Origin of the sequence: Rhodopseudomonas faecalis (assembly GCF_003217325.1) — a bacterium.
In the GTDB taxonomy this organism is placed as follows: domain Bacteria; phylum Pseudomonadota; class Alphaproteobacteria; order Rhizobiales; family Xanthobacteraceae; genus Rhodopseudomonas; species Rhodopseudomonas faecalis.
The window spans coordinates 36,417-58,481 of sequence record NZ_QJTI01000017.1 but is presented as its reverse complement, the minus strand read 5'-3'; the positions used below and the strand labels follow the sequence as shown (position 1 = coordinate 58,481).

Here is a 22,065-nt window from a genome sequence, read left to right as displayed (position 1 = left end):
GCAAGATCAAAGACGTGGATGGCCGGGACGAAGCCCGGCCATGACGTGCGGATGGGTTGGTATCAATTTTCGTTGGTATAGCTTTGTTCCAATGCGTTTTCTTGACGCGAACCGGAATCCACTTCGCTGGAAAACGCGATAAGCTCCCGAAACGGAACCAACTGGCCCCGCAGGCGTTGCGCTGATCCTGAGTGCGTAACGCGGCGACAATCGCCGCTGTGATGGAACATCTAGATCGTCCAACGTCGATTCAAGAAACCGCGATTTTATAGGGGGTCTTGAGATTTCCGATTGGCGAAAATGGCCATCAGACATCGGCTAGTCTGGCCGTTACCAAAGGCAGAAGCCAAAAAAAGGCTCCCGGATGGGAGCCATTTCGGCGTCTTTGCTGTTTTCAGAGACCGAGATCTGCCCGTCGGTAGATCGTCGTTACGCGCCATTCCGCCAGTACCGGAAGAATTGACCGTTCATCCAACTCCTTCTTTAGTGTGGCGGCGCGACGGCTAGTCAAACGGCTCAGGTTAAAAAGAGAAATGTACTCTGCGTCAAAGCGATCGATATCCGTGGGATCAAAAAAGTGGCAGATCTTGTGAGACACCGGATGTTTCATCGGCGCTGACACGAGAAGCTTTCCGATGAGATAGCGTACAGCACGCTTGGACACGTTCAGCCGAGACGCCGTCGCGGCCGTGCTCAGCTTCGATGGATGCGATTGTCGCAGGACACTCGCGACGTCCACGGGATCTACGACGAGGGAAGAGAACCCGCGCAAGTCTGTTCTGTATCCAACCCATTTCAGGCGTCGATTGACAATCAGGTTCGTAATTGCGTCGACCGACGATTGAACGGCTTGGGCAGCTCTACCCAGTGACAAAGCACCTTTCGTGTCGGGACTGACCGGCAATGCATCGCGAAAGACGTCCGCGAGCAAAGCGTCCAATTCCGAAACGATATAGCGGTACGCATAGACTCCCGTGCTCTGCTTGTGGCGAGAGATCAGATTGCTTGCGATCAGTCTATTCATTACGTTCTCGGACACATTCAAATGACGCTGAGCTTCGACTTGAGTGATGCTTTCCATTTGTAGGCCAATCAGGCGCTCTGCCTCTTGGGCGTTAACCACCGCGTCGTGATTAGACCAGCCAGGTTGAGGCAACAGACCGCCCGCGGTAAGAATTTTCAGAACACGCGCAGATCCGATTTTGCAATGTTTCGCGGCCGTCGCAACTGAATGCAATTGGCGTACTTTCATCTCAACGCCGAAGACTGTATCGCCGGGACCGAGTGGGAAGTTGGCAAGGGCGTGTTCCGCAACGGTCTGCTGCACGGGACGGAATGCAGGGTTCTTTTCCAATCGTTTCAAGCTGGCGTACACGTGACCATAAACCTTCGCGGGGGTGAGCGCCCGAGTGCGAAGCTTCGCCATATCATGCACATAGTTTCGTTTCAGGTCGGACAGGAAGCGGGAGATGGAAGCTCCTCCCCCGTTTAGGACACTGAACCCGGCTTGCCCCACTTCGCGGAGTTCGCGATCGTTCAATCCATCGAGCGGAGCCTTAAGATCCGGCTTCGAACTGGCTCCGAAGATCTTGGCGGTGTGTTCTGCCGCGAAGAATTCGAGGCGATCGAGCCAGCTCTCCGTCGGCGCACCGTAAAGGCGATTGATAAGATACAGCTCGAAACCCGAAGGCGATCGTGACATGGCGACCGCAGCGAGGGCTGGAAGATCGTGGGCGATTGAGTTTGCAATGTCCGACCAGTTCTTCTTAACTCCACCGTTGGTTCTATTACCGATCTTTTGAAGCGCGATGTGGTGCTTCTCACAGGTTTGGACTGAAGCAAGAATCCAGTGCATCCTGTGTCGCACTGCCGCAGCCGCGGGGACGGCGGAGGTCTCAATGTCTTCCCTGAAGCACTCCGGACAGCCGACGTAGTGTCCATGACGCAGCGTCTGCCTAGTCAGAAGCTGGCCCTTCAGATGTCCGCGATCGGTTCTCATCCAATGAAGTTGGTTTTCTTGCAGCGATGTCAGAGGCTCGCCACTAATTTCTGCAAGTTTGGTAAGCGCCATTTCCGATCCGCTCGCGAGGTCGGAGAACGAAAACCCCATATCCAGCGCGAACGAGGATGCGGACCGGAAATTGCGGATCGCGAGCCGGGCGCAGTAGTCGGTAGTCAGCTCATCCGGCATCAACGGAACGCGAAGCGTCAGCTTCATGGACATCATGCCGCTCCCTTGCTTTTGGCCTTGGCCTTGGTTTTGATGGGATCGGTCGGCCCACCGATTTTCGGCGCGATGAAAATCTTCGAGCAGTCGATGTCGAGCCAGGCCGGGGCGATGAACGGATTGCGATCGGCGGCAAATCCGGTCTTACGCGCGAAGACGGTCGCGAAGTCCTCGGGGACGAGATGGGGGTAGCCGCCCTGCAAGGCATGCTCGATGGCCAGATGCGTCAGAACGATAGAGTATCCATAGGCATTCAACGCTGCATGAGCGAGTCGCGCGATAAAGTCAGCCTTGACTTCTTCACGGTCGCCCAGCTTTGCCTTCAGGTTGGCTGCCTTAGCGTAGGACTCGACCATATGGACGATTTCGCCGTGGTTGTCGTGATTGATCTCCTCAAATGGAACGATCGTAAAACGTCGGAGGACCTGCGTGTCGAATTGAAGAAACGGCTTTAAGGTTTCGACGCCCGAGAGAATGATCGTGATGCGGTGATCGTCGATGGCAATCTTGAGCGTGTCCGCCATCTGCTGGAGTTCTTTGTCAGGCATGTTATGAACGACATGCTGCATTTCGTCGAAATGCACGATGAATTTTCGCATGTGGTGCAATCGTTCGAAGGCCATCTCCCACAAGCGGTGGGCAGGGAGATCGCGTTGGACCGCGTAGCCGGTCGCACGAAGCAGCGCGCGAGCAAGCTGCATGGAGGTGCAAGGGCTCGGCACTGTGATGCTAATCAAGGGGGATCGGGACGTCGCTTCAGCGTATCCTCGCAAAACTGAGTGTTTCTCGAAATATCGCTGGAGCGAGCGGGATTTTCCGCCTCCCGTACGACCGATCAGTGCCAATCCACCGCCGCTCTTTCCGCGATTCTCGAACGACGGCGGAAGTTTTTCGTCCTTGCGTTTGACGGCTTCGCGAATGAGCAAGCGAAGGGCCTCGGCCAGCTTAGCATCCCGCTTGGTCGGGAGAAATTTGGCGCGGATGGTCTCCATGATCCTGAACTCGGTTGAGTTGCAGGCTTCTTCATGGAGGAGCGCGACCGGGTCAGCGGTGATTTCTGCGACATCGGTCATGTTGTCGTGAGGCATGATAGTTGCTCCGGTTTGTAGAAAAGCGTAGCGCGACTTGCGAGCGCTATTGTTCGGACGATCAGTCCTCGAGTTCGGGGCGGTAGGCAGCGTCCGGACTGTCACCGAGGATCGGAGTCGCCTCGGGCTGGCCGGCCGGCCCCGGGAAACTGGTGCCCAAGATGTCGTCCGGGTGCTTTTCTTCGGCAATGTCATCGCTGACGATGTCAAAGCCGAGCGTGAGGCGATCCTCCTCCAAGTCAAGTTCCTTCGCGGTCGGACGCGTGCCGGAGATGGCAGTGCGGCAGACAGCGTCTTCGGCGATTGCAGAGATCGCCCGGATCGCGTCGTGGACGATGTGTTCGTAGACACGGGCACCAGCAGCGTGACGGCGACGGAGGTCCGCAACAGCGTCCTTCCAGGTATTGAAATCGACGCCGCGAAGAGATGAGCGAACGGCCGGAACGACGTTCCAGCGGCCATCGAACCAGGCTGAGATGTGGCCGATGTCGGAGGTGTCGAAGCGTACGTCGAGATCGGTGTCCCCGACCTGGCGGCGCCACTCTTGGATCTCCTCGGACTGGTAATAATTGCCGCCAACGCGAATGCCGCGGGTGTGGAGAGTGCGCTTCAAAGGTACGCCAAAAATGTCACGACGCTCGTGGATATTGGGGCAGGGGGCGGTTCCGTAGAGGGCCGTCAGACGGACCCACGCATTATAGGGCGTCTCGCCGCAGAGACCTTCGTGCGGCGTGTGGTGATAGATATCGACAATAAAGCGCGTGAAGATCATCGGAAGCTGCTTACTTAGGATCGAGATACGGTCGTCCGCTTCGTAATCTCCCTTCTCAATGACATTGCTGAAGGATCGCCCAGTGAAGTTGGGCATCAACATGGTGTGAAACGTGCCAAGCGATCGCTCGATGTGCCCGCGCATATGCGACAGTCCGGCGGGAGCGTTTTCGTAAACAGAGCCGAGACAAGCGATCGTTCCGCGGAATCCAGAATCAATGAAGGGAGAACCAGCATCAGGCGAGTAGCAAGACCCGGGGCCGCGTTGCATCCAGTCGGACTTGCATCCTGCGGATTTGGCGATAGCGCTTTTGTCGGAAACGCTCATCGCGAGAGCGGCGATCGCATTCTGCGCATCGTCGAGTCTGGAGATGCGAAATCCGAGGACGCACCTCGTCGCAACGTCAAACACCACACAAAATTTGAGTCGCTCCTTCTTGAGACGTTTGCGATCTTCGGCCGTCAGTTGCTGATCGAGACCAAGGTCGTTCACGATCGTGTGCAACTGGATCGTCCAGGTGTCGATTTGGACGTGCTGTAGCGGGCGGGTCACATCAAGGCCATTGCCGACGACGGCAAAGCGTGCGCGAGCGCTCGAAATACCGTGTCGACTCGCATGAACCTCGAATTGATTCAGTTTCTGAATTCGACGCTGAAGCGTTGCCTTCGCGGGGGCCGTAAGTCGCGGTAGTCCGTCGGCATCACGCTGCAGGTTCACCGTGGCGAGCTCCGAAAGCAGCCTCCCGTGAAGCAAGCTGATAGGTGGTCGCGACTCGTGACAGTATGCGATGGCGTACTTAGTCAGTAGAGAGTGGACTTCTGGATCGATGTTCGAGATGGGATTGCCGCTGTGACGATACCGAGTGCGCAGTGCAATGACGTTTCGCTGGCCATCCTCGTAGTGTTTCAGCCAACGGCGCAAGGTTCGGGGCGAAGGCGGCCGCTTGTCCTTGATCCAGACGTCGCAACGGGTTCCATCGGTGAGACGACTAACCTCGATATCGATGATTGCCTTCTTGATCTGCGGATCGGTGCGGGTCACTTTATTGTCAGCGGCCTCCATCGCGAGGAATTGCGATACGTAGTATTCACGGCGCAGCAAAAGGTTTTGCTCCTCAGTTTTGAGGTTCGACAGGCTGTCCACGCCTGCCATAAGGCGAGCGCGGGCACGGGATTCTTCGAACCAATTGCGGTCGATGCGCATCTCGCCGGCATCGATCAACTTGACGATCTCTTCGTGCGTGAAGGGTTCGTGCAGCTCAACGCTGTGGCCCGTACGGGCAAGGACGTATCCGACGGCGTCACTGGATACGACACGACGTTCAGAGTTCTTCAGAATGATGCGATCGTTTTCGCCGATATTGATCTTGGTCATGACGGTCTCGAACTGCGGGCATGTGGGAGCGATGCGTCGGGCCGCTACTGCCGACGCTCATCGGGGTGTGAATGCTCGCTGTGAAGGCGAGCGTCGGGGCGATGCGTGGGCTACGTAACGAGGACGGGACGAATGAACGAGTCGTAGGTGATACGCTCTCTCGGACTTACCGGCTCGAATACGCGATGAACGATGAGGCGAACAATGGAACGGAAGCCCATCGCACCGAGGCCGCTTGCAGCCACGAGATCGGCAATGCGCACTGAAGTGGTGATTTGGTTGGCAAAAGCGGCCATTGCCTCATCGTGTTCCTTGACGGGGAAACGAAGGAAATCGAACGCCTGCGTGGCATTGTAGCGCGCTGCGTAGGAGAAATCAGCATCGGTCACCAAATGCACGGTAGCAGTTCGCGGCGGCATCTGCGCCGCGATTAGGCGAAGGGTCGTGTTGATCCCGGAGCGTTCAACACGCTTGGCGGGCTTGACCGCGACGTACATGCGGCTGCCATCGTGGTTGATCACAAGGAAATCGAAAGTGTGCTGGCGAAGATTGTTACCGTCGCGATAAGTTACGGCGGGCGGCTGGTCTTCAACCGTGGCCGTCTGCGTACGTAGCGTGAGCATAAAGAACACCATGAGCTCAAGATGGCTCTCGAACACGATTACACGGTTCTGGAAGACGGCGAAGCCGCGACAGGAGCCGCGAGACTTCAAGGCGATCTTACGCGTGGAGCGGGATTGCTCGGGCGGGATAGAGTAGTTCACGACGACCTCCGGACGCATCTCAAGCGTTCCGGGACTTATTAACCGGCAGCCTTGAGCGAACATTTTCCTCCCGATCGATGTATCGAGAGGACCGTGAGCCGCGGAGTTGGCCGCGGCGTCAGCGGGCTATGAGGCCGTTGTGGAGGATGGGACCGTTCAACACAGCAGTTCTCCTCGACCGAACACATGATGCGTCGGACGAATTTTCCAGAAAACGCGTTCCGGATCGTACGATTGACAGAACAGCGCCGCGGCGCCGATCGATCAGTCGGCTATTTTGGAGAATGCGGTAGAGGTCAGGAGAGTGCTAGCGGCGGAGGCGTAAGCGGTAATCAGCACGTTTTGCCTCCTCTTTTTCGGATCAATCGACTGATCCCGGTGCACTCAATGTTCGCAGCAGCGAACGCGGCCAAACATTGCTTTGTTTGGTGTGCCGTTAGGTACATGAGGGAGCCTGACTTGAAAAGATCCTACGGAAAACGGTCATTGCAAATGGTTAACAACCATTAACTCACGGTGCGCAATTTTTCCAAGAATATTTACTTCCATCGGAAGTAGGCATCCGATCGTTCGCCTTCACGGGAGTGACCGACGCGGGCGATCTCTTCGCATGGGCTTACGTCGCGCTTTATCGAGCTAAGCAAGAGAGTCGCGCCTGTATAAGCGTTTTCGTTCCCATGGAATCCGGGAGATCAATGTTGATGCTGCGCTGAATAGTGGCAGAAGATAACTTCACCCAGAGTTCGGGCCAAAAGTAGCGCTCCCGACCGGTGATGTATTTGGAGTAGACGCGCTTCTTCGATGGAAGCTCCGGCCGCATCGGTTGGGTGTCCCCACGGACATTGTCTATGCTGCGATCCGGCTTAGGTGCCAAATGCCACTACACAGACAACGATACGAGAAGTGTAGTTTTCGAGCCTAGGCCAAGCAGTAGTATGTAGCTCTAAACTGTAACAATTGCGTGCTTGAGGTCCTCTGCTGATGCGCGTCCGCGCTCCATCAAAAGCTGAACGATTCTATCGAAGGCATCTCTACGTTCTGTGATGATGCCTCTCGCTCTCTGGAAGCATCGATCCATCGTCCTTGCGACGGTCTGCCGGAGCAAAGGATCCAATCGCAGTCGTGCCAAAACGTCGTCCGGTTGTTTCGAGGTTAGGTAAACGAGGCTTTCCCCCAGACCGAGCGAAACTTCCATTGTCGCTGCAATCAACGTAGCCTGTCTGAGATCGGAATCGTCCGATCCGCCAGCTCCGTCAGCATGGTCGCCGAACACGAATTCCTCGGCCGCGATCCCAGCGAGCAAGATCGCGATCTGGGCGACGTAAGCAGCCTTCCCAAGGTTCCGGCCGGGAATCTGCCGCATGATGGTGCGGCCGCCAGAGCCGTCCATCCCGACCTCTCGGAGTACCTGACATTCGAGCAATTGACTGCCAGCCTCGCTCCCGAGGAAGTGGCCAACAATGGCGTGGCCAGCTTCGTGGACACAGGCCTCATGGAAGGCCTCCTCGGACTGCACAATCCGCACCGGGAGGCCGTGCATGAGGTCCGTGAAGGTCAGGGGACGCCGTTCGGAACGGGCCTTTCGCCTTGCGTCCCGGACCACCTGCTCGATCACAGCTCCGGAAGCGCCCTCAAGCCGGGATGCGATGTCAGCCAGATCGGCAGAGGCGGCGTCGTCCCTGAGATGGTGACGCAGAATGCCAATTCGGGCATCGAGATCGGGAAGGGGGATTTTGACGTGTTTTCCCAGTCGCCCCGGCCGGAGGATAGCCTTGTCGATCTTGTCCGGAAGGTTGGTGGCACCGACGACAACCACGCCTTCTCGGCCGTCAACGCCATCCAAACATTCAAGGAATGCGTTGATGACCTCTCGCGTATACTGCTCGTTCTTTCCGTCGAGGATTTCCCGATCTCCAAAGGAATCGAGTTCGTCGATGAAAAGGATGCTGGGGGCGTCCGCGATCGCTTCGTGGAAGGCTCGCCGCATGGCTTTCAGAAGGTCGTTGAGGTAGCCAGCCGCCTGCCAGCGGGCGAGCGAATGGATGTAAATTGGGACGTTGCAAGTTCGGGCTAGCGCCTGCGCAAACGTGGTTTTGCCAGTCCCAGTCGGACCAGAGACCAAGACGCCTCGATTGACATCTGCCCACGGCAGCTGCCCAGACCGATATTCATCGAGATCCTTGGCGAGTTCACGGCCCCAGGCAGCTGCCTCGCCAAATCCATGCAGATTGTCCAAAGTCAGCGTCAGGGACGGCTTGGGACGGTGCCTTCCGAGCTGGTCCTTCCTGACCTCCCTCAGGCTCCGCACGATGTGACGCGTGCTCCGACCTGGCTTGATCAGGATGCTCAGCAGGGAGAGAGGCTCTCCAACCGCAATCGCCAGAATTTCATCAGGCAGGCCACGAATTCCGACGGCCTGGGATGCTGTCTTCAGAGCCGAGAGGTCGGCAACTGGGAGGGCTAAGATTCCATCGGCCGCAAGGCGAAATGTCGGCGGGAACGCATCGGCACCGTAGGCAAACGCAACAACGTGATCATTGTCCGTAAGCGTCTTGCCGAGATCCTTTTCCCGTGTTCGTCGGCCCGAAGCATCACTGTCCCAATGCAGAATCTCTGGACGGATGGTGCGTTTGGTTCGATTGCGATTTCGATGAAGCGTCCGACCCGCCTCCACGAACGTGTCGCCGTCAGCCGGATTGCTCAGGATGAAACCAATAACGGAGGGGCATCCTGCCAGCACGTGATGCAGATAGTTCTGCCTTAGAGATCGAACCAGAAGATGGCGCGCGACCGCCACGCCGACGTCCGTTGGACGTTGGCGTGGGATCACTTGCGATCTCGAGAGCTTTCTCAGATTCATTGTTCTCTCCGAGATCGATGCGCTCAATGGAGACAGGGGTCGGCGAAGGGAGTGCCCAGCCTGTAGAGGCGAGAGAAGGTCCTGGCGTATCCAAGCTCCGGCGAAATCACCCACAGAGCCGAGGTGTAGGCCTCCTTGTCGTCGGTGATGATGGGATGACCGTTGACGACACCTGTGAGGCACAGCTCGAGGCGCTGCGCCATTTCCCAGTTGTTCAAGACCGGCGCCTTGGCAATTCGGGCCGGGCTGGGATGGTCTCCACGCCGAATGCACTCGAGGTCTTCGAGCAGACGACGCAGGCGATCGATGTCGGACCGAAGCTCGGGGACGGGAATGCGGCCTGTAACCATGTAAGACATGACGTGCTCCATTGTTGCCGGACGCACGAGCTGCGTTCGGTTAAGGTGGACGGGAGAAGGTGAAGGGATCAGCCGCGGAAGCGGGAGATTATGGTGCCGGGACCAATGCGGGCTTCATCGAGTTCAATCTCGATGAAGCGTTGCAGCGCCAGCGAGGCGATGACCGCTATCGCGTCATGCCCACTCCGGATGGCCTGCAGGCAGCTTGAGAGCGGCAAAGAGCCGCATTCCTCAAGGACGGTTAGAATGCGGACGCGATCCCCCAAGGAGGGTCTATAGGCCGCGTATTGGAGAAGATCGCGCGCGTTCTCGAGACGGACGCTCCCGCGCAATTCGGCTTCCTGGCGCGTCTCGTACTGGTAGCCCAGCGACTGAGCAGCTTCGCCGACCCAGTCGAGCGCGGTCCGCTTTCCAAATGTGGGCTTGGCATCCACCAGGCTGGCACCTTCGGGTCGGGTGACCGAGAAATCCGGAACGTGGTGGCGATTACGGCGGCTCAGAACCAGCGGCAGGCAGGTCCAAGAGATCACCGTTGGATCGAGGTCGAGAAGGCACCCCACGTCGCGCGCCAACCGCGTCCGGAAGATCGGCGCACCGATGCATCGCATCGTGCTCCTTGGAGAAAAGAACAGGGCTGCAGCTTCATCCCGGGTGCGCTGAAGAAGCTTCGAGAGTTGATGCTGCTGGTGGTCAGAGCGCTGAGGTCTGGACATGATACGCTAGTCCCCCAAAAGGATTGGGTGGTATCCGCGATACCTTCAAAGGCGAGGCGTCGTGGGTATCAGCGTATGTAAGAAAGGCGCGATCCATCGGGGCGCAGCAGGCGCTTTCCAGAGACCTTGAGGTGGGTGATCGCACTTGACATGGAGAGAACAAATAGCGAACTTTGCGCCGATGTCAATGAGGAATCTTTCGGCTCGAGTTTTCCCCGGAAATGACCAATGGCCGCTTTGCATTGGGTTGACTGATATCAGCGCGATGCTGACGTTAGCTTCAGTAAGCGATGATCTTCAATCGCGTTGTGTGGGATTGTGATACCAACTTAGTAGCTGCGGAACATAATATCCGATCCGATCAGGTTAACGGCGTTACTCGTGGCAGGAGCCTCTGCGGCGGCACAGAACGAGACCGTCGATACGCTGCGCCTATTGGTCAGGGCTGCTGATCTGTTCGGGGGCGTGCGGCCGCGCTGCGTGCGTGTCATATAGGTGATTGATTTAGTGTAGAAGTCTAAGAGCATGTTTGGCGGTGGGGGTTAACATGTATTCGAGGGGGTCAGAATGGCGCGAGTGGGACCTACACATTCACTCACCCGCATCCTTCCATTGGGAAGGCGAACGCTTCGGCGCCGACAAAGACCGCAACGCATCGCTCATTGACGAAATGATTGGCGTTCTCAACGACGCCAATCCAGCGGCGTATGCGCTCATGGATTATTGGACATTTGACGGCTGGTTCGCACTCAAGAGCCGTTGCGAGGACGCCAGTGCACCATCGCTCAAAAAGACCGTCTTCCCTGGAATCGAATTGCGTCTCGCTGCTCCGATGGAAAAGCGCCTAAATGCTCATGTCGTCTTTTCAGATAAAATCGACGATCAAGATCTCAGGGATTTCCTTGCTCGACTAAGACTTGAGCTAACGAACCAGCCGCTCTCGCGCACCGCTCTGGTTTCATATGCTCGTTACGTCGGTGCGGACAAGTTGTCGAAGCATGGCTTCGATAAATCCGCCGTCGATTCAGATGAGGAAGAGGCGCACCGCGCTGGATGTACGATCGCCGAGTTAACGGTCGCCTCCTATAAAGAGGCAATAGAGTGCGTTCCAAACGGACATGCCGTAGGCTTCATGCCATTCTCCACCAATGACGGTCTTTGCTCTATCGATCATATGGAGCACTACGCTTACACGTTATCCCTCTTTGAGAGTTCGCCGATTTTTGAAACTCGCAACCCCGATCTTTGGGCTGCCTTTTGCGGGATAACGACCGCTGGCAACGCAAAGTATATCGACAACTTTAAAGCTGCGCTCAAGAAGCCCCGATTAGCCGTTTCAGGAAGCGACGCTCACCAATTTATGGGCAACGGCACGAACGACAAGCGCGGGTACGGCGATTTTCCAATGGGTAAACGTACGTGGATCAAGGCGGATCCGACTTGGAAGGGCCTACTACAAGCAATAAAGGAACCTGCAAATCGCTCATTCCTTGGTGGAGTTCCCCCTAAACTCGAGCGGATCAATAACCACAAGACATTCTACATAGATCGGGTTGGGGTCACCCGATCGCCAAATAGTACACTTGTCGACACGTGGCTACACGGAACCGACATACCATTGAACCCTGACCTTGTCGCGATCATAGGAAACAAGGGAAGCGGCAAAAGCGCACTTGCTGACATTATGGCTTTACTCGGAAACTCACAGCAGAGCGCGCACTTCTCTTTCTTAAAGCGCGACCGTTTCCGAGGAAAATCCGGCGAACCGGCCCGTCAGTTTGTTGGTACGCTCTCTTGGATCGCGGGCAATCCATGTTCGATGAATCTCGCCGACGATCCATCAGCTGAGCGCGTTGAGCTTGTGCGATATATCCCGCAAGGCCGTTTCGAGGCGCTTTGCAACGATCACGTGTCTGGAAAAACCGACGTATTCGAGAAAGAATTGCGAGATGTCATTTTCTCTCACGTGCCTACGAATGTTCGTCTTGAGGCCCTGAGCTTCGACCAATTGATTGAGGCCCAAGAGAAAGTCTTTAGAGCTCGTACCGATGAGCTTCGCAAGTCGTTACGCGCCATCAACGAGCGGATAGTAGACATCGAAGATCAGTTACATCCCACGGTCCGAAAGAACATAGAAGAACAGATCCGACTTAAAGAAAACCAGATCAAGGAACATAACGCAACCGTTCCTACCGTTGTCGATAAACCTACGGATGAACTGACTGAGGCTCAAAGAGCTGCCAGTGAGCGACTTACAAACATCAGCGATGAACTGGAAGTATTGAAGGCGGAGGCCAAGGCCGAGGCTGACAACAGCCAGGCCATCAGTAGACAACAACGTGCACTGCGCAATATTGCGGAGCGCATCAGCCTGTTTAAGACGCAGTTCGCCTCGTTCTTATCCGAGATCGCTGATGACCTTTCCGTTGTCGGAATACCGCCAGCGAATTTTGTTGCTTTGAGGATCCGCGAGGATCTCCTAACACAGGAGCAGTCCGCTTTGGTGGCACGGGAGGAAGCCACAAAGACGGCGATTGAGAAGAACCGCTCTGACATAGACAAGCTTCTCGCCGAGCGGCAACAGTTATCTGCAACCCTCAATGAACCACAAAAGAAATACCAAGCTTACATTCAAGCTTTCACTGTATGGCAGAATGGTCTCGACGCAATACAGGGCTCTGACACCGAGCCGGACAGCCTCAAGGGCTTACAAAAGCGCCTTTCTCAGATACAGGCACTTCCAGCCGCGCTTGCATCTCTTGAAGCGTCTCGGCTTGATGTCACCATGGAAATTTTTTCTGTCTTGGAGGGGCAGAGATCGGCCCGCGAAGGCTTGTTTGCTCCACTGCAAAAGCTAATTCAAGATAACGCTCTAATCCGTCAGGAATATAAACTTCAGTTCCAAGCCCGGTTGTTGGGGTCACCTGAAACGGTCGGCTCCAACTTGTTCGGAATGGTCAAGCAGAATGCTGGCGACCTTCGGGGCGAGGATGAGAGTTTCGCCGCGATCCGCAGCCGCTTTGAAAAGTATCGATTTGACAGCGCCAACGACGCGAAGGGATTTGCTTCGGACGTTGCAACCTTGCTTTCGGCTACAGCCGCACTGTCTGTGGCTGGCATTCCGGGAATCCGCGCCCTGATGCGGAAGGACAAAAGCCCGGCAGATGTCTATAACTACCTCTTTGGCCTCCAGTACCTAGAGCCTAAATATACTCTGTTATTTCAAGATGCACCGATTGAGCAGCTGTCGCCTGGACAACGCGGCGCACTCTTGTTGATTTTCTATCTGCTAGTGGACAAAGGTCGCAACCCAATTCTGCTAGATCAACCAGAAGAGAATTTGGACAACGAAACGGTTGTGAGCCTTCTGGTTCCGGTCGTAAACGAGGCCAAAAAATCTCGACAGATCATCATGGTCACTCACAATCCAAACTTAGCGGTTGTGTGCGATGCCGAGCAAATCATTCACGCGACGCTCGAAAGGCGGAATGGGATACATATTGTCTATCAGTCCGGGTCAATCGAGGATGAAACTCTGAATAAGGCCGTCGTTGACGTCTTAGAAGGAACAAAAAGTGCCTTCGATAACCGAGGTGAGAAATATCATTGATCCCTCGGCCGAGCTGCAAATGGACGACCAAACGATCATGTTCTCAAAGAAAAGTCGTGATGTTAACCGAGATAGTGTTCCTGGTAAGATTGCGCGTGCACTTTCCCTGAAGTGTTTTCATCGCGCCTGTGAGCTGAACAGAACGCGGCCTTGAGTGATCGATGAATCGTCGAATCTTCTGCTCAACGCAATTAGCGCGCATTGGAAGAGTGCATGGTTAACCGTTGACTTCGCAGATTAGAGCGCCGACCGTTCCGAACCCGCGATCGAGACGAACCGGATCGACCTGATTCACACTTCCCCTGTGATCAGTTGAATAGAACTGAATACGGTCGCTGTTCGTGTCGATGAGAGCCATCGTCAAGACGCCAGATTTGACGGCGCCGGTGTCTATCGAGATCCGGTTTTCAGTTACAACAGGCTGGGGTGGCGTCAATGGAGAGTGACCATGGACGACAACGTGCGACAGCGGTCCTACATGATCTAAGAATGGCCCCCTGATTTGGAGGAGAAACCTTCAAATCTTGCTTGTCAATCGGACGGCAAGGGTCGATTCCAGCATGAATGAATGCGGCATTAGGTAGCAACCGCCACCAAAACCCGTTTAACGCATTGATATATCGAAAGATTATCTATCGCCTCAGAACAATGCCTCCATCCAACACCTTGCAATCTTGTCGGCCTAGGTGCCCTTGAACGCTGTCCACTCCATGGGATCAGCGCCGCGCTCCCAGCGAAATCCCGCATGTCCAAGCGTTGCTTCCAAGTCGACCGGACACAGGCAGCTATTCATTTCGCCAGGTCGATTGTCTAACCAAACGAGATGGTCCACGCCTCCAACAAGCTGGGCGAGTTCGCGCGGCGATTGATACTCGCGACCGGCATAACGTACCGAGTTACACATATAGCCACCTTCATCGCAGGTTCTTGACCGGTTTTCTGGGAGGCATGGAATGGACGCCAGCTGAAGACCCGGTCAGTTTCACCCGATCTTTCACCTAGCGTCCGAATGTCACGACCGTTTAGGTCCTCTTTCCTGCAGGCTTGGAAGTGATGTTAAAGAATGCATTTGGGGAGCCCGGGTCGGTCGGTCTGACAGTATACCCCAGTGCAAGACCGGCCGCGATCAGCATGCCGTTCGCGACATAACCCTTCGCAAATCGTTCCGCCTGGTGCTTCAAGCCGTAGCTATTGGAATTACGATTGATGGTCTTACGCTTCCCAAATCGGGATAGATAGTCGACCGCGCGAATGAATTCCTCGACAGCGTACTCCTCGAGCATTGCCGCACGATTCTCTGCGAACTTGGCCTTTCGAACTTCGGGGGACTGACTACGGTCACGGAAGATGCCGTATCCGAAATGCGTCAATGTTGGTTCAAGCGCCATCGCATGGCGGATTCCAGACTTTGCCAGAATCCTAGTCAAGCAACCATTCGGTGCCTCGAACGAGTGTTCGCTAAGATATCCGAAGAACGCATCATCATCAGGAGCGACTGAGACGGGGCCAGACGCCAGTTCAACACGCATTGCTGCGTTTGTACGCCAACCGAGTCCTCGGGCAAAGGCTTCGGTACGATGGGATGATTTGACGTCAGGGAGTACAGCCCGCAGGTCTGCCTTCATTGCTTCAACGTCGGAAATTCCAATGGACAACTTCATCTTCGATCCTCGGTTAGGGCAACGGTTCGCCGATTACGCCAGATGCCCATATCCGAAAGGACCGGGATGATTGTTAAGGGGCCGTTTGACCCGGCGACAGGTCGAAGGTGGCAAGCCAAAAATGATAGTAGCAAGGAGTCGGACCGACGGCAACCGGACCGCTAGTCCGTGAACGCCACTGAAGCCCGTAACCTCCTGAAAAGGTGAGATATATTCGTCTTGTGATCTTCGTGGCGACTAAACACGTGAATTCACGCCAAAGTCCGCCACACGCCCAAGATCGAACTTCGGTCTGCGGCGGAGCAGAAGACCCTACGGTCAGAAAGACGCCTCTTTGAGTTCACATGATTCGCGGTGTCAGAAACGCGATCAGCGAAAGTCCATCGTCGCCCATTTACAACGCAACGTCGGCTAGTCATGGTGCCCGTTGACACCTTTCGGGATTTCATCGTGGCGACGCTTACTCAAAACATCGAAAACCGTATTAGGAAGCTGCCGAAACCTTCAAATGCTGCTCAGGCGCTACAGCCACTTTTCGAGGCTGTCAGCAATTCGATGTACGCGATAGAAGATCTGCTGGGCACAGATGTCGCCAAAGGAAAGATCTCGATACGCGTCAAGTCGCTCTCCGACTCTGACAAGATTGAGATCGTCGTGGCGGACACCGGGATAGGTCTCGATGCTAGTCGTTACGACGCATTTTGCGAAGTCGACACGGATTTCAAGCGCGTCAAGGGCGGCAAAGGCGTTGGTCGGCTGTTCTGGTTGGATGCCTTCAAGTCGATCGTCGTTGAGAGCGTCTACGACGATCCAACAGGGCGGTTCCGACGTGGTTTCTCCTTCGTTTTGGAACACGAGGATCAAGTTAAGCCAACGCGGGCAGACGAGCTAGCAACTGGCCTTTCGACCGGCACCACGATCACGTTCTGTGGAATAAGAACGAAAGAGTATGCGGACACGTTCCCGAAGCGAGCCGACACGTTTCTTCGGTATTTCAGTGCGCACTTCATCTCAGACTTCCTATTGGGCGTAGGCCCCACAATCATCGTCGATCTCGAAGGTGATATTACCACCTTCCCCAATGCGGTGGCCGAACTCACAGTCGGCTCGCCGTTAGAAACCGGCCATTTTGAGTTGAAGGATTTTGGAACGCTATCCATCGTCGGATTCACGTGTAAGGCTGAGGCCAGCACTGGCCTTGACGGGAAGCATCAGCTTCACCTACTCGCAAATGGCCGGACCGTCGAGACGCGCAAGGTCGATGGACTGCTCGGCGTGACGGACCTTACACGCGATGCAAAGAACGACCTCGTATTTCACGGCTGCGTTTCAGGCGAATACTTGGACCTGCGAGTGAACGAGGGGCGTACCGCATTCAATCTACCTGAGAAGACGCTCAACGAGATCAGTCGCGGCTGCATGGAGCAGGTCCGAACGAAACTTCTTCCAGCACAAGTTTCGGCCTATGTCGAAAAACGAAAAGAGAACTACCAGTCATTTGTGACGCGATATCCGACTTTTGGCTTCGACGATGACGAAACGCAACTGCAACGAGTCCCATTTCATGCAACAACTGCAGAAGATTTTGCCGCGGGCTTGGTGAAGTATCAGATTAGGCGGGAAGAAGAGCGACAACGAGCATTGCAGTCGCTAATCGATACGTTGGATCTGCAGGACATCCCTGCGAATTTCGACAAGACGGTCAGCGATGCTGCCAGGGGTATACAATCGTCTGAGCAACTGGCTCTCGCTCAGCACGTCGTTCGTCGAAAACTTGCTCTAGAGCTTTTAGAGAAGCTGATCAAACGTCTTCGCTCCCGGAAAGATAAGGACGACGATCACTATCTTGAGAAGACGTTACACTCATTCATCTGTCCAATGGGGATACGTGGCGATGATTCCACGGAGGTAAAGAACCGTGCTCATGAACTCTGGATTGTGGACGAACGATTAGCGTTCACAAGGGCGTTCTCCTCCGACAAGCGGCTCGACGCGATTATGGCCAGTGGTGGATCAGCGGAACGGCCGGACCTATTAGTATGGAATCTAGCATATGGCTTGGGTGTGACCGAGGGCGACTCCGTAGACACATCTGAACCGCTGCGGACGATGATGATAGTCGAATTCAAGAGACCCGGGCGGGAAGACTACAAAGAAGCCGATGATCAAATAGAAGCACAAATAGTGAAGTACCTCGGTCAACTACGCGGCGGTGAACTTGAATCATTCGACCGCAGCCGTATCCGGGTGGCGGACGATTGCGTGTTCTACTGCTATGTCATCGCTGATATCGTTGGGGACTTGAAGCAACAGCTGTCGAATTGGGAGACAACGGCAAATGGCCAAGGCCGCATTCGGCCACTGAAGAACCAGTATCGAGGATCGATTGAAGTTATCCAATGGCAAGACCTTGTGAACGACGCATGGATGCGAAACAGGGCGACTTTACGCGCTGCAGGTTTGAGCAGGTCAAGGCCGAAGCTCATCGAGGCTCCAAAGGTTTCCGAGGGGGAGCCGGAACAGGTATTCGATCCGGCAGAGTCGTGACGTAATGCGGGTCGACTAGAAAATCGGATTCGGCGATGTCGAAAGATCCCGCTTAGGGTCAACGGCTCTGGCAAGCGGTTCAGGACATTCGAGTTCGAAAACGGTTGACGGGAGCGCAGATGTTCTCTATACGTTCTCGTCATGAAATTCCACCGCTTCATACGCTGATCGCTCACGAATCGCCCGAACGCGGGTGGGACGATGACGATTCAGCGGGCGGTGAAAGCCCCTTTAGCGACTGATAATTCGAATTCGAGTTGATCTTAGACGCTGCGGCGTCCTCATAGTCGTGCACCCCGCAATCAGCCGTTCCATCCGATGCCTGCACCGCCGTGCGGTGTGCTTCCAACGCATCGGTTTTCGCTATGCCCAAGCCATCTGCTAGCCTTTCACGCCATCAATCCAGCCTTCTGAAGACCTTCAAAGCCAACGCGGCCCTGTTCCTTGCGTATTGTTGTCTCGCTCGCGCACTTCGAAACGAATATCACGTTCGTCGGGGATTACCGTCGATTGTCGTGGTCATGATCGCGGAGGGATTGACGTCGGCCGACGTCAGCGACGCCGCAGACCTATTTGTTCGAGAAAGTAGCTACGAGGTTTTGAACCTCACCAAAATGCGCAGGACCGGATCACGACCGATCCTCGGTGAATCGGAATTGAATTCGGCCCTACGAAGATCTCGCCTTCTGGTGATTGCAGAAAGCGTCCAGTTCACTCCGGAGCCGATCATTGCCGCAGCCGACACAGTCGTCGTCATGGAAAGGCCAACACGAAGTCATTTGGAGGCGTCTTGTCGGCTCACGCTGGGGCAGGTGCCTGAGCCCTCGGCACTCGATCTGATGATGCAGGCTCCGGCCTCCATGATCGGTCAGGCCATTCGCCGGGGCCGATCCGTTCGGCAAACGCTGGAGCGCTTGCAGAGGCTGAAAACGGCGCAACTGAAATTAAACACGGGGGCCGATAAGTCCACGGTGCCATCCCTCAGCGAGATGCATGGCCTCGGCGAGGCAGGCAGTTGGGGCCATGAACTGGCTGTCGACTTGAAAGCGTGGGCAGATGGGATGTTACCTTGGAGCGATGTCGATCGTGGCGTTCTGCTGCATGGCGTCCCGGGTACGGGCAAGACGACCTATGCCAAGGCTTTGGCAAAGACCTGCGGCGTTCCGCTGATCATGGGCAGTATTGCGAGGTGGCAGGCCAAAGGGCATCTCGGCGACCTCCTGAAGGCCATGCGTGCAGCATTTGATGAAGCCAAAAACAAAGCGCCGAGTATTCTGTTTCTGGACGAGATTGATGCAGTCGGTGATCGAGAGCGATTTGGGGACCACAATGCCCAATACTCCACAGAAGTCGTCAACGCACTATTGGAATGCATCGATGGAGCTGATTCTCGTGAAGGTGTAGTCGTAATCGGCGCCTGCAACCACCCGTCCCGCATCGACAAGGCATTGATCCGTTCAGGTCGTCTTGATCGAACCATCGAGATTCCGTTGCCCGACGAATCCAGCCGTGACGGCATCCTGAGATGGCATCTGAGAGGCGCGCTCGCCGATGTCGCTTTATCCTCGATCGTTGGGAGAACCAGTGGTGCCAGCAGCGCCGACCTTGAGCGCTTCGTTCGCGAGGCCCGCCGACGGGCCAGACGAGAGCGACGCCAGATGGTTGTCGACGACGTCTTGGCGTCGCTTCCTGAGCTGATCGAGATTCCAGATAACTCCCGTTGGCGAGCGGCCATCCACGAAGCTGGACATGCCGCGGTCATCACCGAATTTGGCTTCGATATGGTCCTGGTGGCCGCTATCGCTGCGCATGTTGAAGTCGGCAAGTCCGGCATTGCCGGCGGCGTACGAGCGCGACCGATCACTTCCTATGATTGCACGCATGATACGTATCTTGCAGACATCGCCGTCTTGCTGGCAGGCATTGCCGCCGAAGATCTCTTCTTCGGATGTCGCTCGGATGGAGCCGGAGGCAGTCCTGGCACCGATCTCCATCTCGCCACAGTCAAAGCGACCTTGATGGAAGCAAGCGTGGGTCTGGGAGAACACCTGACCTATCTTTCGTCTCGAGAAGAGGCTGACCTGCTGGCCAGCCTTCAATCCAATCGCGAGTTACGGATGCGCGTCGAAGCTATTCTCGCCAAACAGCTCGATGTCGCGCGGCGCATTATTGGATCTCAGCTTGAGGCAGTTGAACGACTTGCAGAATGCTTGATGGAGCGACCGCTTTCCGGAGATGAGGTCCGGGAAATCCTCTTGCGTCAACCTCGATTCAAGCTGGTTATCGAAACTAAGGCTAAAATTGATTAAGCCACGTGAGCATCTCGCTCACGTTGACTGCCGTTCGGCCTGGATCTGATCAGGTGTCCCGGCTAAGAGGCCGCCATGACCTATCGTTCTCACATAGCCCTGCGTGGCGAGCGGACAATCCGCATTGCACGTCTCCCGGCTATGTTCGGGATCGTCTGATCGGACACCGTCGTTCGCCACGCAGATCACTGCGATGTGCATCCAGAACGAGGTATCCCATGTTTTCCAATCTCCATTTTATCGGTGCGGCTCTGACGACCATGGTCGGGGGCTGGTCCATACGGTGACCATCTCGTTTCCTCTCGGGGGAGGTGCTGATGGGACAGCATTTCCTCCTCTCGAAAGAAGCTCGCGATCTGCCGCTCCAAAAGGTCATGCGAATGACCGAACCTGGGGCGTACCGTTGGTTCAAGCGAGCCCGCTGGCCTCTGACCAATGGCGAACCGACCTGTCCCGAGTGTGGCAACGTGCGGTGTTACACGTTGAAGCGTGGTGGCCGCTTCAAGTGCTCGTTCGCGGAATGTCGTAAAGAATTCACGGTCACCAGCGGCACCATCTTCGCCAGCCGGAAGCTGAAGTTTCGGCAGATTCTGGCGGTCATCGCCATGTCGGCCAATGCCGCAAAAGGCAAGGCTGCGCTGCAGGTCGCCCGAGAGCTTGGAGTCCAGACGAAGACCGCATGGCACAACCTGATGAAGCTGAGAGAGGCGTTGGCAGCTCGACGTGAGCAGATGCAGCTCGATGGTCAAGTCGAGATCGACGGCATGTACCTGGCCGGTCACATCAGACCCGAGAATCGTAAGGAGGATCGGGAGGACCGACGCAAGATTCAGTCGCCGAAGCGCCTTGTCGTCATGGCTGTCCGAGAACGTCGCCTGACTGGGCAGACGCTCACCCGCGTCACCCCGTCCGAGAACTCTGATTGCGCCTGGGACATGGTCCGGGCGCACGTCAGCCGCAAGGCTCACGTCTATGCCGACGAACATCTAGCGTATGACGAACTCTGCGGCCTTAACCCGCTCACCCGGGTGAACCATTCGGAGGCCTACCAGCACGGCTTCGGCGTCTCGACCAACATCATCGAGTCGTTCTTCTCTCGTGTCCGGCGCTCGTATCGCGGGATTCATCACCGGTTCTCGATGAAGTACCTCGACTGGTACGCAGCCGAACTGGCCTGGCGTGAAGATCGCCGGCGTGTCGGCAATGGAGGGCACGTTCTCGAGATGCTGAAGCGGGCCTTGGCGCATCCAACGTCTCGTAATCTCTGCGGATACTGGCAAGGAAACAAGCCGGACGATCTTGTGTGGACGGGCTAGGCAGCAACCCGCCATAGATAGGCCCGTCCATCTCCCTTAATCTGCTCGACACGATTTCGCTTCGCGAGGCCGGACAATTGGATCGACACCCGACCAGCGATCTCGGACATGCGAGGATCGTCCTCAGCGATGTCCTTTTGCTGAGCAACGCGAATGGCGCATTCGTGCGTTGAAATCGGCGTTTGCGCCAAACGGAGCGTGTTGAGGATTCGGGCGGAGAAATTGTCCTCGGCGAACAATCCCCCGAGGAACTGCCCGCCCTTCCTGCCACGTTGAGCGGCAGCCTTCCGAGGCGAATGTCCAGGCTCGTAAATCTGAATAACTGCATCGACGGCGGCAATCTTCCTGTCGATCTCCGCGATCTGCTCGACAAGCGCCTTTCGATCAGCCTTCAAATCATCCTGCTTGCGGCGCAGTTCGCGAACAACGTCCATCGAAAACCCCAATTATAGATGGGGCTATTAT

13 protein-coding genes are annotated in these 22,065 nt (G+C 55.8%); 4 read left to right on the top strand and 9 right to left on the bottom strand.

What is annotated here, in order from left to right:
- Positions 1 to 394 precede the first annotated feature (394 nt).
- The 7 genes from BJ122_RS13535 to BJ122_RS13505 form a co-directional block, all read right to left on the bottom strand.
- On the bottom strand, positions 395 to 2,224 hold the full coding sequence (locus tag BJ122_RS13535; RefSeq protein ID WP_181418958.1) for a TniQ family protein: 1,830 nt from the start codon (positions 2,222 to 2,224) through the stop codon (positions 395 to 397).
- Positions 2,224 to 3,315: an ATP-binding protein gene (locus BJ122_RS13530; protein WP_181418957.1), complete on the bottom strand. Its 1,092-nt coding sequence runs from the start codon at positions 3,313 to 3,315 to the stop codon at positions 2,224 to 2,226. The genes BJ122_RS13535 and BJ122_RS13530 overlap by 1 nt, the downstream gene beginning before the upstream one ends.
- A 61-nt stretch (positions 3,316 to 3,376) precedes the next feature.
- Positions 3,377 to 5,461 (bottom strand): Mu transposase C-terminal domain-containing protein, encoded by a 2,085-nt coding sequence (locus BJ122_RS13525; RefSeq protein WP_110781564.1) that lies wholly within the window; start codon positions 5,459 to 5,461, stop codon positions 3,377 to 3,379.
- 110 nt (positions 5,462 to 5,571) lie between these two features.
- Positions 5,572 to 6,225 carry a hypothetical protein gene (locus BJ122_RS13520; protein WP_146227197.1) on the bottom strand — a complete coding sequence of 218 codons (654 nt, stop codon included), beginning with the start codon at positions 6,223 to 6,225 and terminating at the stop codon, positions 5,572 to 5,574.
- Between the two features lie 943 nt (positions 6,226 to 7,168).
- Positions 7,169 to 9,085 carry an AAA family ATPase gene (locus tag BJ122_RS13515; protein ID WP_110781562.1) on the bottom strand — a complete coding sequence of 639 codons (1,917 nt, stop codon included), beginning with the start codon at positions 9,083 to 9,085 and terminating at the stop codon, positions 7,169 to 7,171.
- A 23-nt stretch (positions 9,086 to 9,108) separates the two neighbouring features.
- On the bottom strand, positions 9,109 to 9,444 hold the full coding sequence (locus BJ122_RS13510; protein ID WP_110781587.1) for a DUF6634 family protein: 336 nt from the start codon (positions 9,442 to 9,444) through the stop codon (positions 9,109 to 9,111).
- A 68-nt stretch (positions 9,445 to 9,512) separates the two neighbouring features.
- Positions 9,513 to 10,157, bottom strand: a complete 645-nt coding sequence (locus BJ122_RS13505) for a hypothetical protein (protein WP_146227196.1) — start codon at positions 10,155 to 10,157, stop codon at positions 9,513 to 9,515.
- A 547-nt stretch (positions 10,158 to 10,704) separates the two neighbouring features.
- Between BJ122_RS13505 and BJ122_RS13500 the strand changes: the two genes are divergently transcribed.
- Positions 10,705 to 13,767: a TrlF family AAA-like ATPase gene (locus BJ122_RS13500; protein WP_110781586.1), complete on the top strand. Its 3,063-nt coding sequence runs from the start codon at positions 10,705 to 10,707 to the stop codon at positions 13,765 to 13,767.
- 1,022 nt (positions 13,768 to 14,789) lie between these two features.
- On the opposite strand, the gene BJ122_RS19035 is transcribed toward BJ122_RS13500, so the two are convergent.
- Positions 14,790 to 15,428, bottom strand: a complete 639-nt coding sequence (locus tag BJ122_RS19035) for a hypothetical protein (protein ID WP_146227195.1) — start codon at positions 15,426 to 15,428, stop codon at positions 14,790 to 14,792.
- A 420-nt stretch (positions 15,429 to 15,848) separates the two neighbouring features.
- On the opposite strand from BJ122_RS19035, the gene BJ122_RS13485 reads away from it, so the two are divergent.
- From BJ122_RS13485 to BJ122_RS13475, 3 genes are all read left to right on the top strand, one after another.
- Positions 15,849 to 17,975: an ATP-binding protein gene (locus BJ122_RS13485; RefSeq protein ID WP_210205458.1), complete on the top strand. Its 2,127-nt coding sequence runs from the start codon at positions 15,849 to 15,851 to the stop codon at positions 17,973 to 17,975.
- Positions 17,976 to 18,340: 365 nt separating this feature from the next.
- A complete protein-coding gene (locus BJ122_RS13480) occupies positions 18,341 to 20,284 on the top strand; it encodes an AAA family ATPase (protein ID WP_110781557.1) in 1,944 nt (647 codons plus the stop codon).
- A gap of 317 nt (positions 20,285 to 20,601) precedes the next feature.
- Entirely contained in the window at positions 20,602 to 21,600 is a 999-nt protein-coding gene (locus tag BJ122_RS13475) for an IS1595 family transposase (protein WP_110781556.1), read from the top strand.
- Here the strand turns inward: BJ122_RS13475 and BJ122_RS13470 are convergent.
- Positions 21,597 to 22,034, bottom strand: coding sequence for a hypothetical protein (locus tag BJ122_RS13470; protein ID WP_110781555.1), 438 nt, complete (start codon positions 22,032 to 22,034; stop codon positions 21,597 to 21,599). The two genes, BJ122_RS13475 and BJ122_RS13470, sit on opposite strands and share 4 nt — an antisense overlap.
- Positions 22,035 to 22,065 lie beyond the last annotated feature (31 nt).

Coding starts and splice junctions, on each gene's coding strand:
- BJ122_RS13535 (WP_181418958.1), bottom strand. CDS start 2,224: ATGTCCATGAAGCTGACGCTTCGCGTTCCGTTGATGCCGGATGAGCTG.
- BJ122_RS13530 (WP_181418957.1), bottom strand. CDS start 3,315: ATGCCTCACGACAACATGACCGATGTCGCAGAAATCACCGCTGACCCG.
- BJ122_RS13525 (WP_110781564.1), bottom strand. CDS start 5,461: ATGACCAAGATCAATATCGGCGAAAACGATCGCATCATTCTGAAGAAC.
- BJ122_RS13515 (WP_110781562.1), bottom strand. CDS start 9,085: ATGAATCTGAGAAAGCTCTCGAGATCGCAAGTGATCCCACGCCAACGT.
- BJ122_RS13510 (WP_110781587.1), bottom strand. CDS start 9,444: ATGTCTTACATGGTTACAGGCCGCATTCCCGTCCCCGAGCTTCGGTCC.
- BJ122_RS13505 (WP_146227196.1), bottom strand. CDS start 10,157: ATGTCCAGACCTCAGCGCTCTGACCACCAGCAGCATCAACTCTCGAAG.
- BJ122_RS13500 (WP_110781586.1), top strand. CDS start 10,705: ATGTATTCGAGGGGGTCAGAATGGCGCGAGTGGGACCTACACATTCAC.
- BJ122_RS19035 (WP_146227195.1), bottom strand. CDS start 15,428: ATGAAGTTGTCCATTGGAATTTCCGACGTTGAAGCAATGAAGGCAGAC.
- BJ122_RS13480 (WP_110781557.1), top strand. CDS start 18,341: ATGCCCAAGCCATCTGCTAGCCTTTCACGCCATCAATCCAGCCTTCTG.
- BJ122_RS13475 (WP_110781556.1), top strand. CDS start 20,602: ATGGGACAGCATTTCCTCCTCTCGAAAGAAGCTCGCGATCTGCCGCTC.
- BJ122_RS13470 (WP_110781555.1), bottom strand. CDS start 22,034: ATGGACGTTGTTCGCGAACTGCGCCGCAAGCAGGATGATTTGAAGGCT.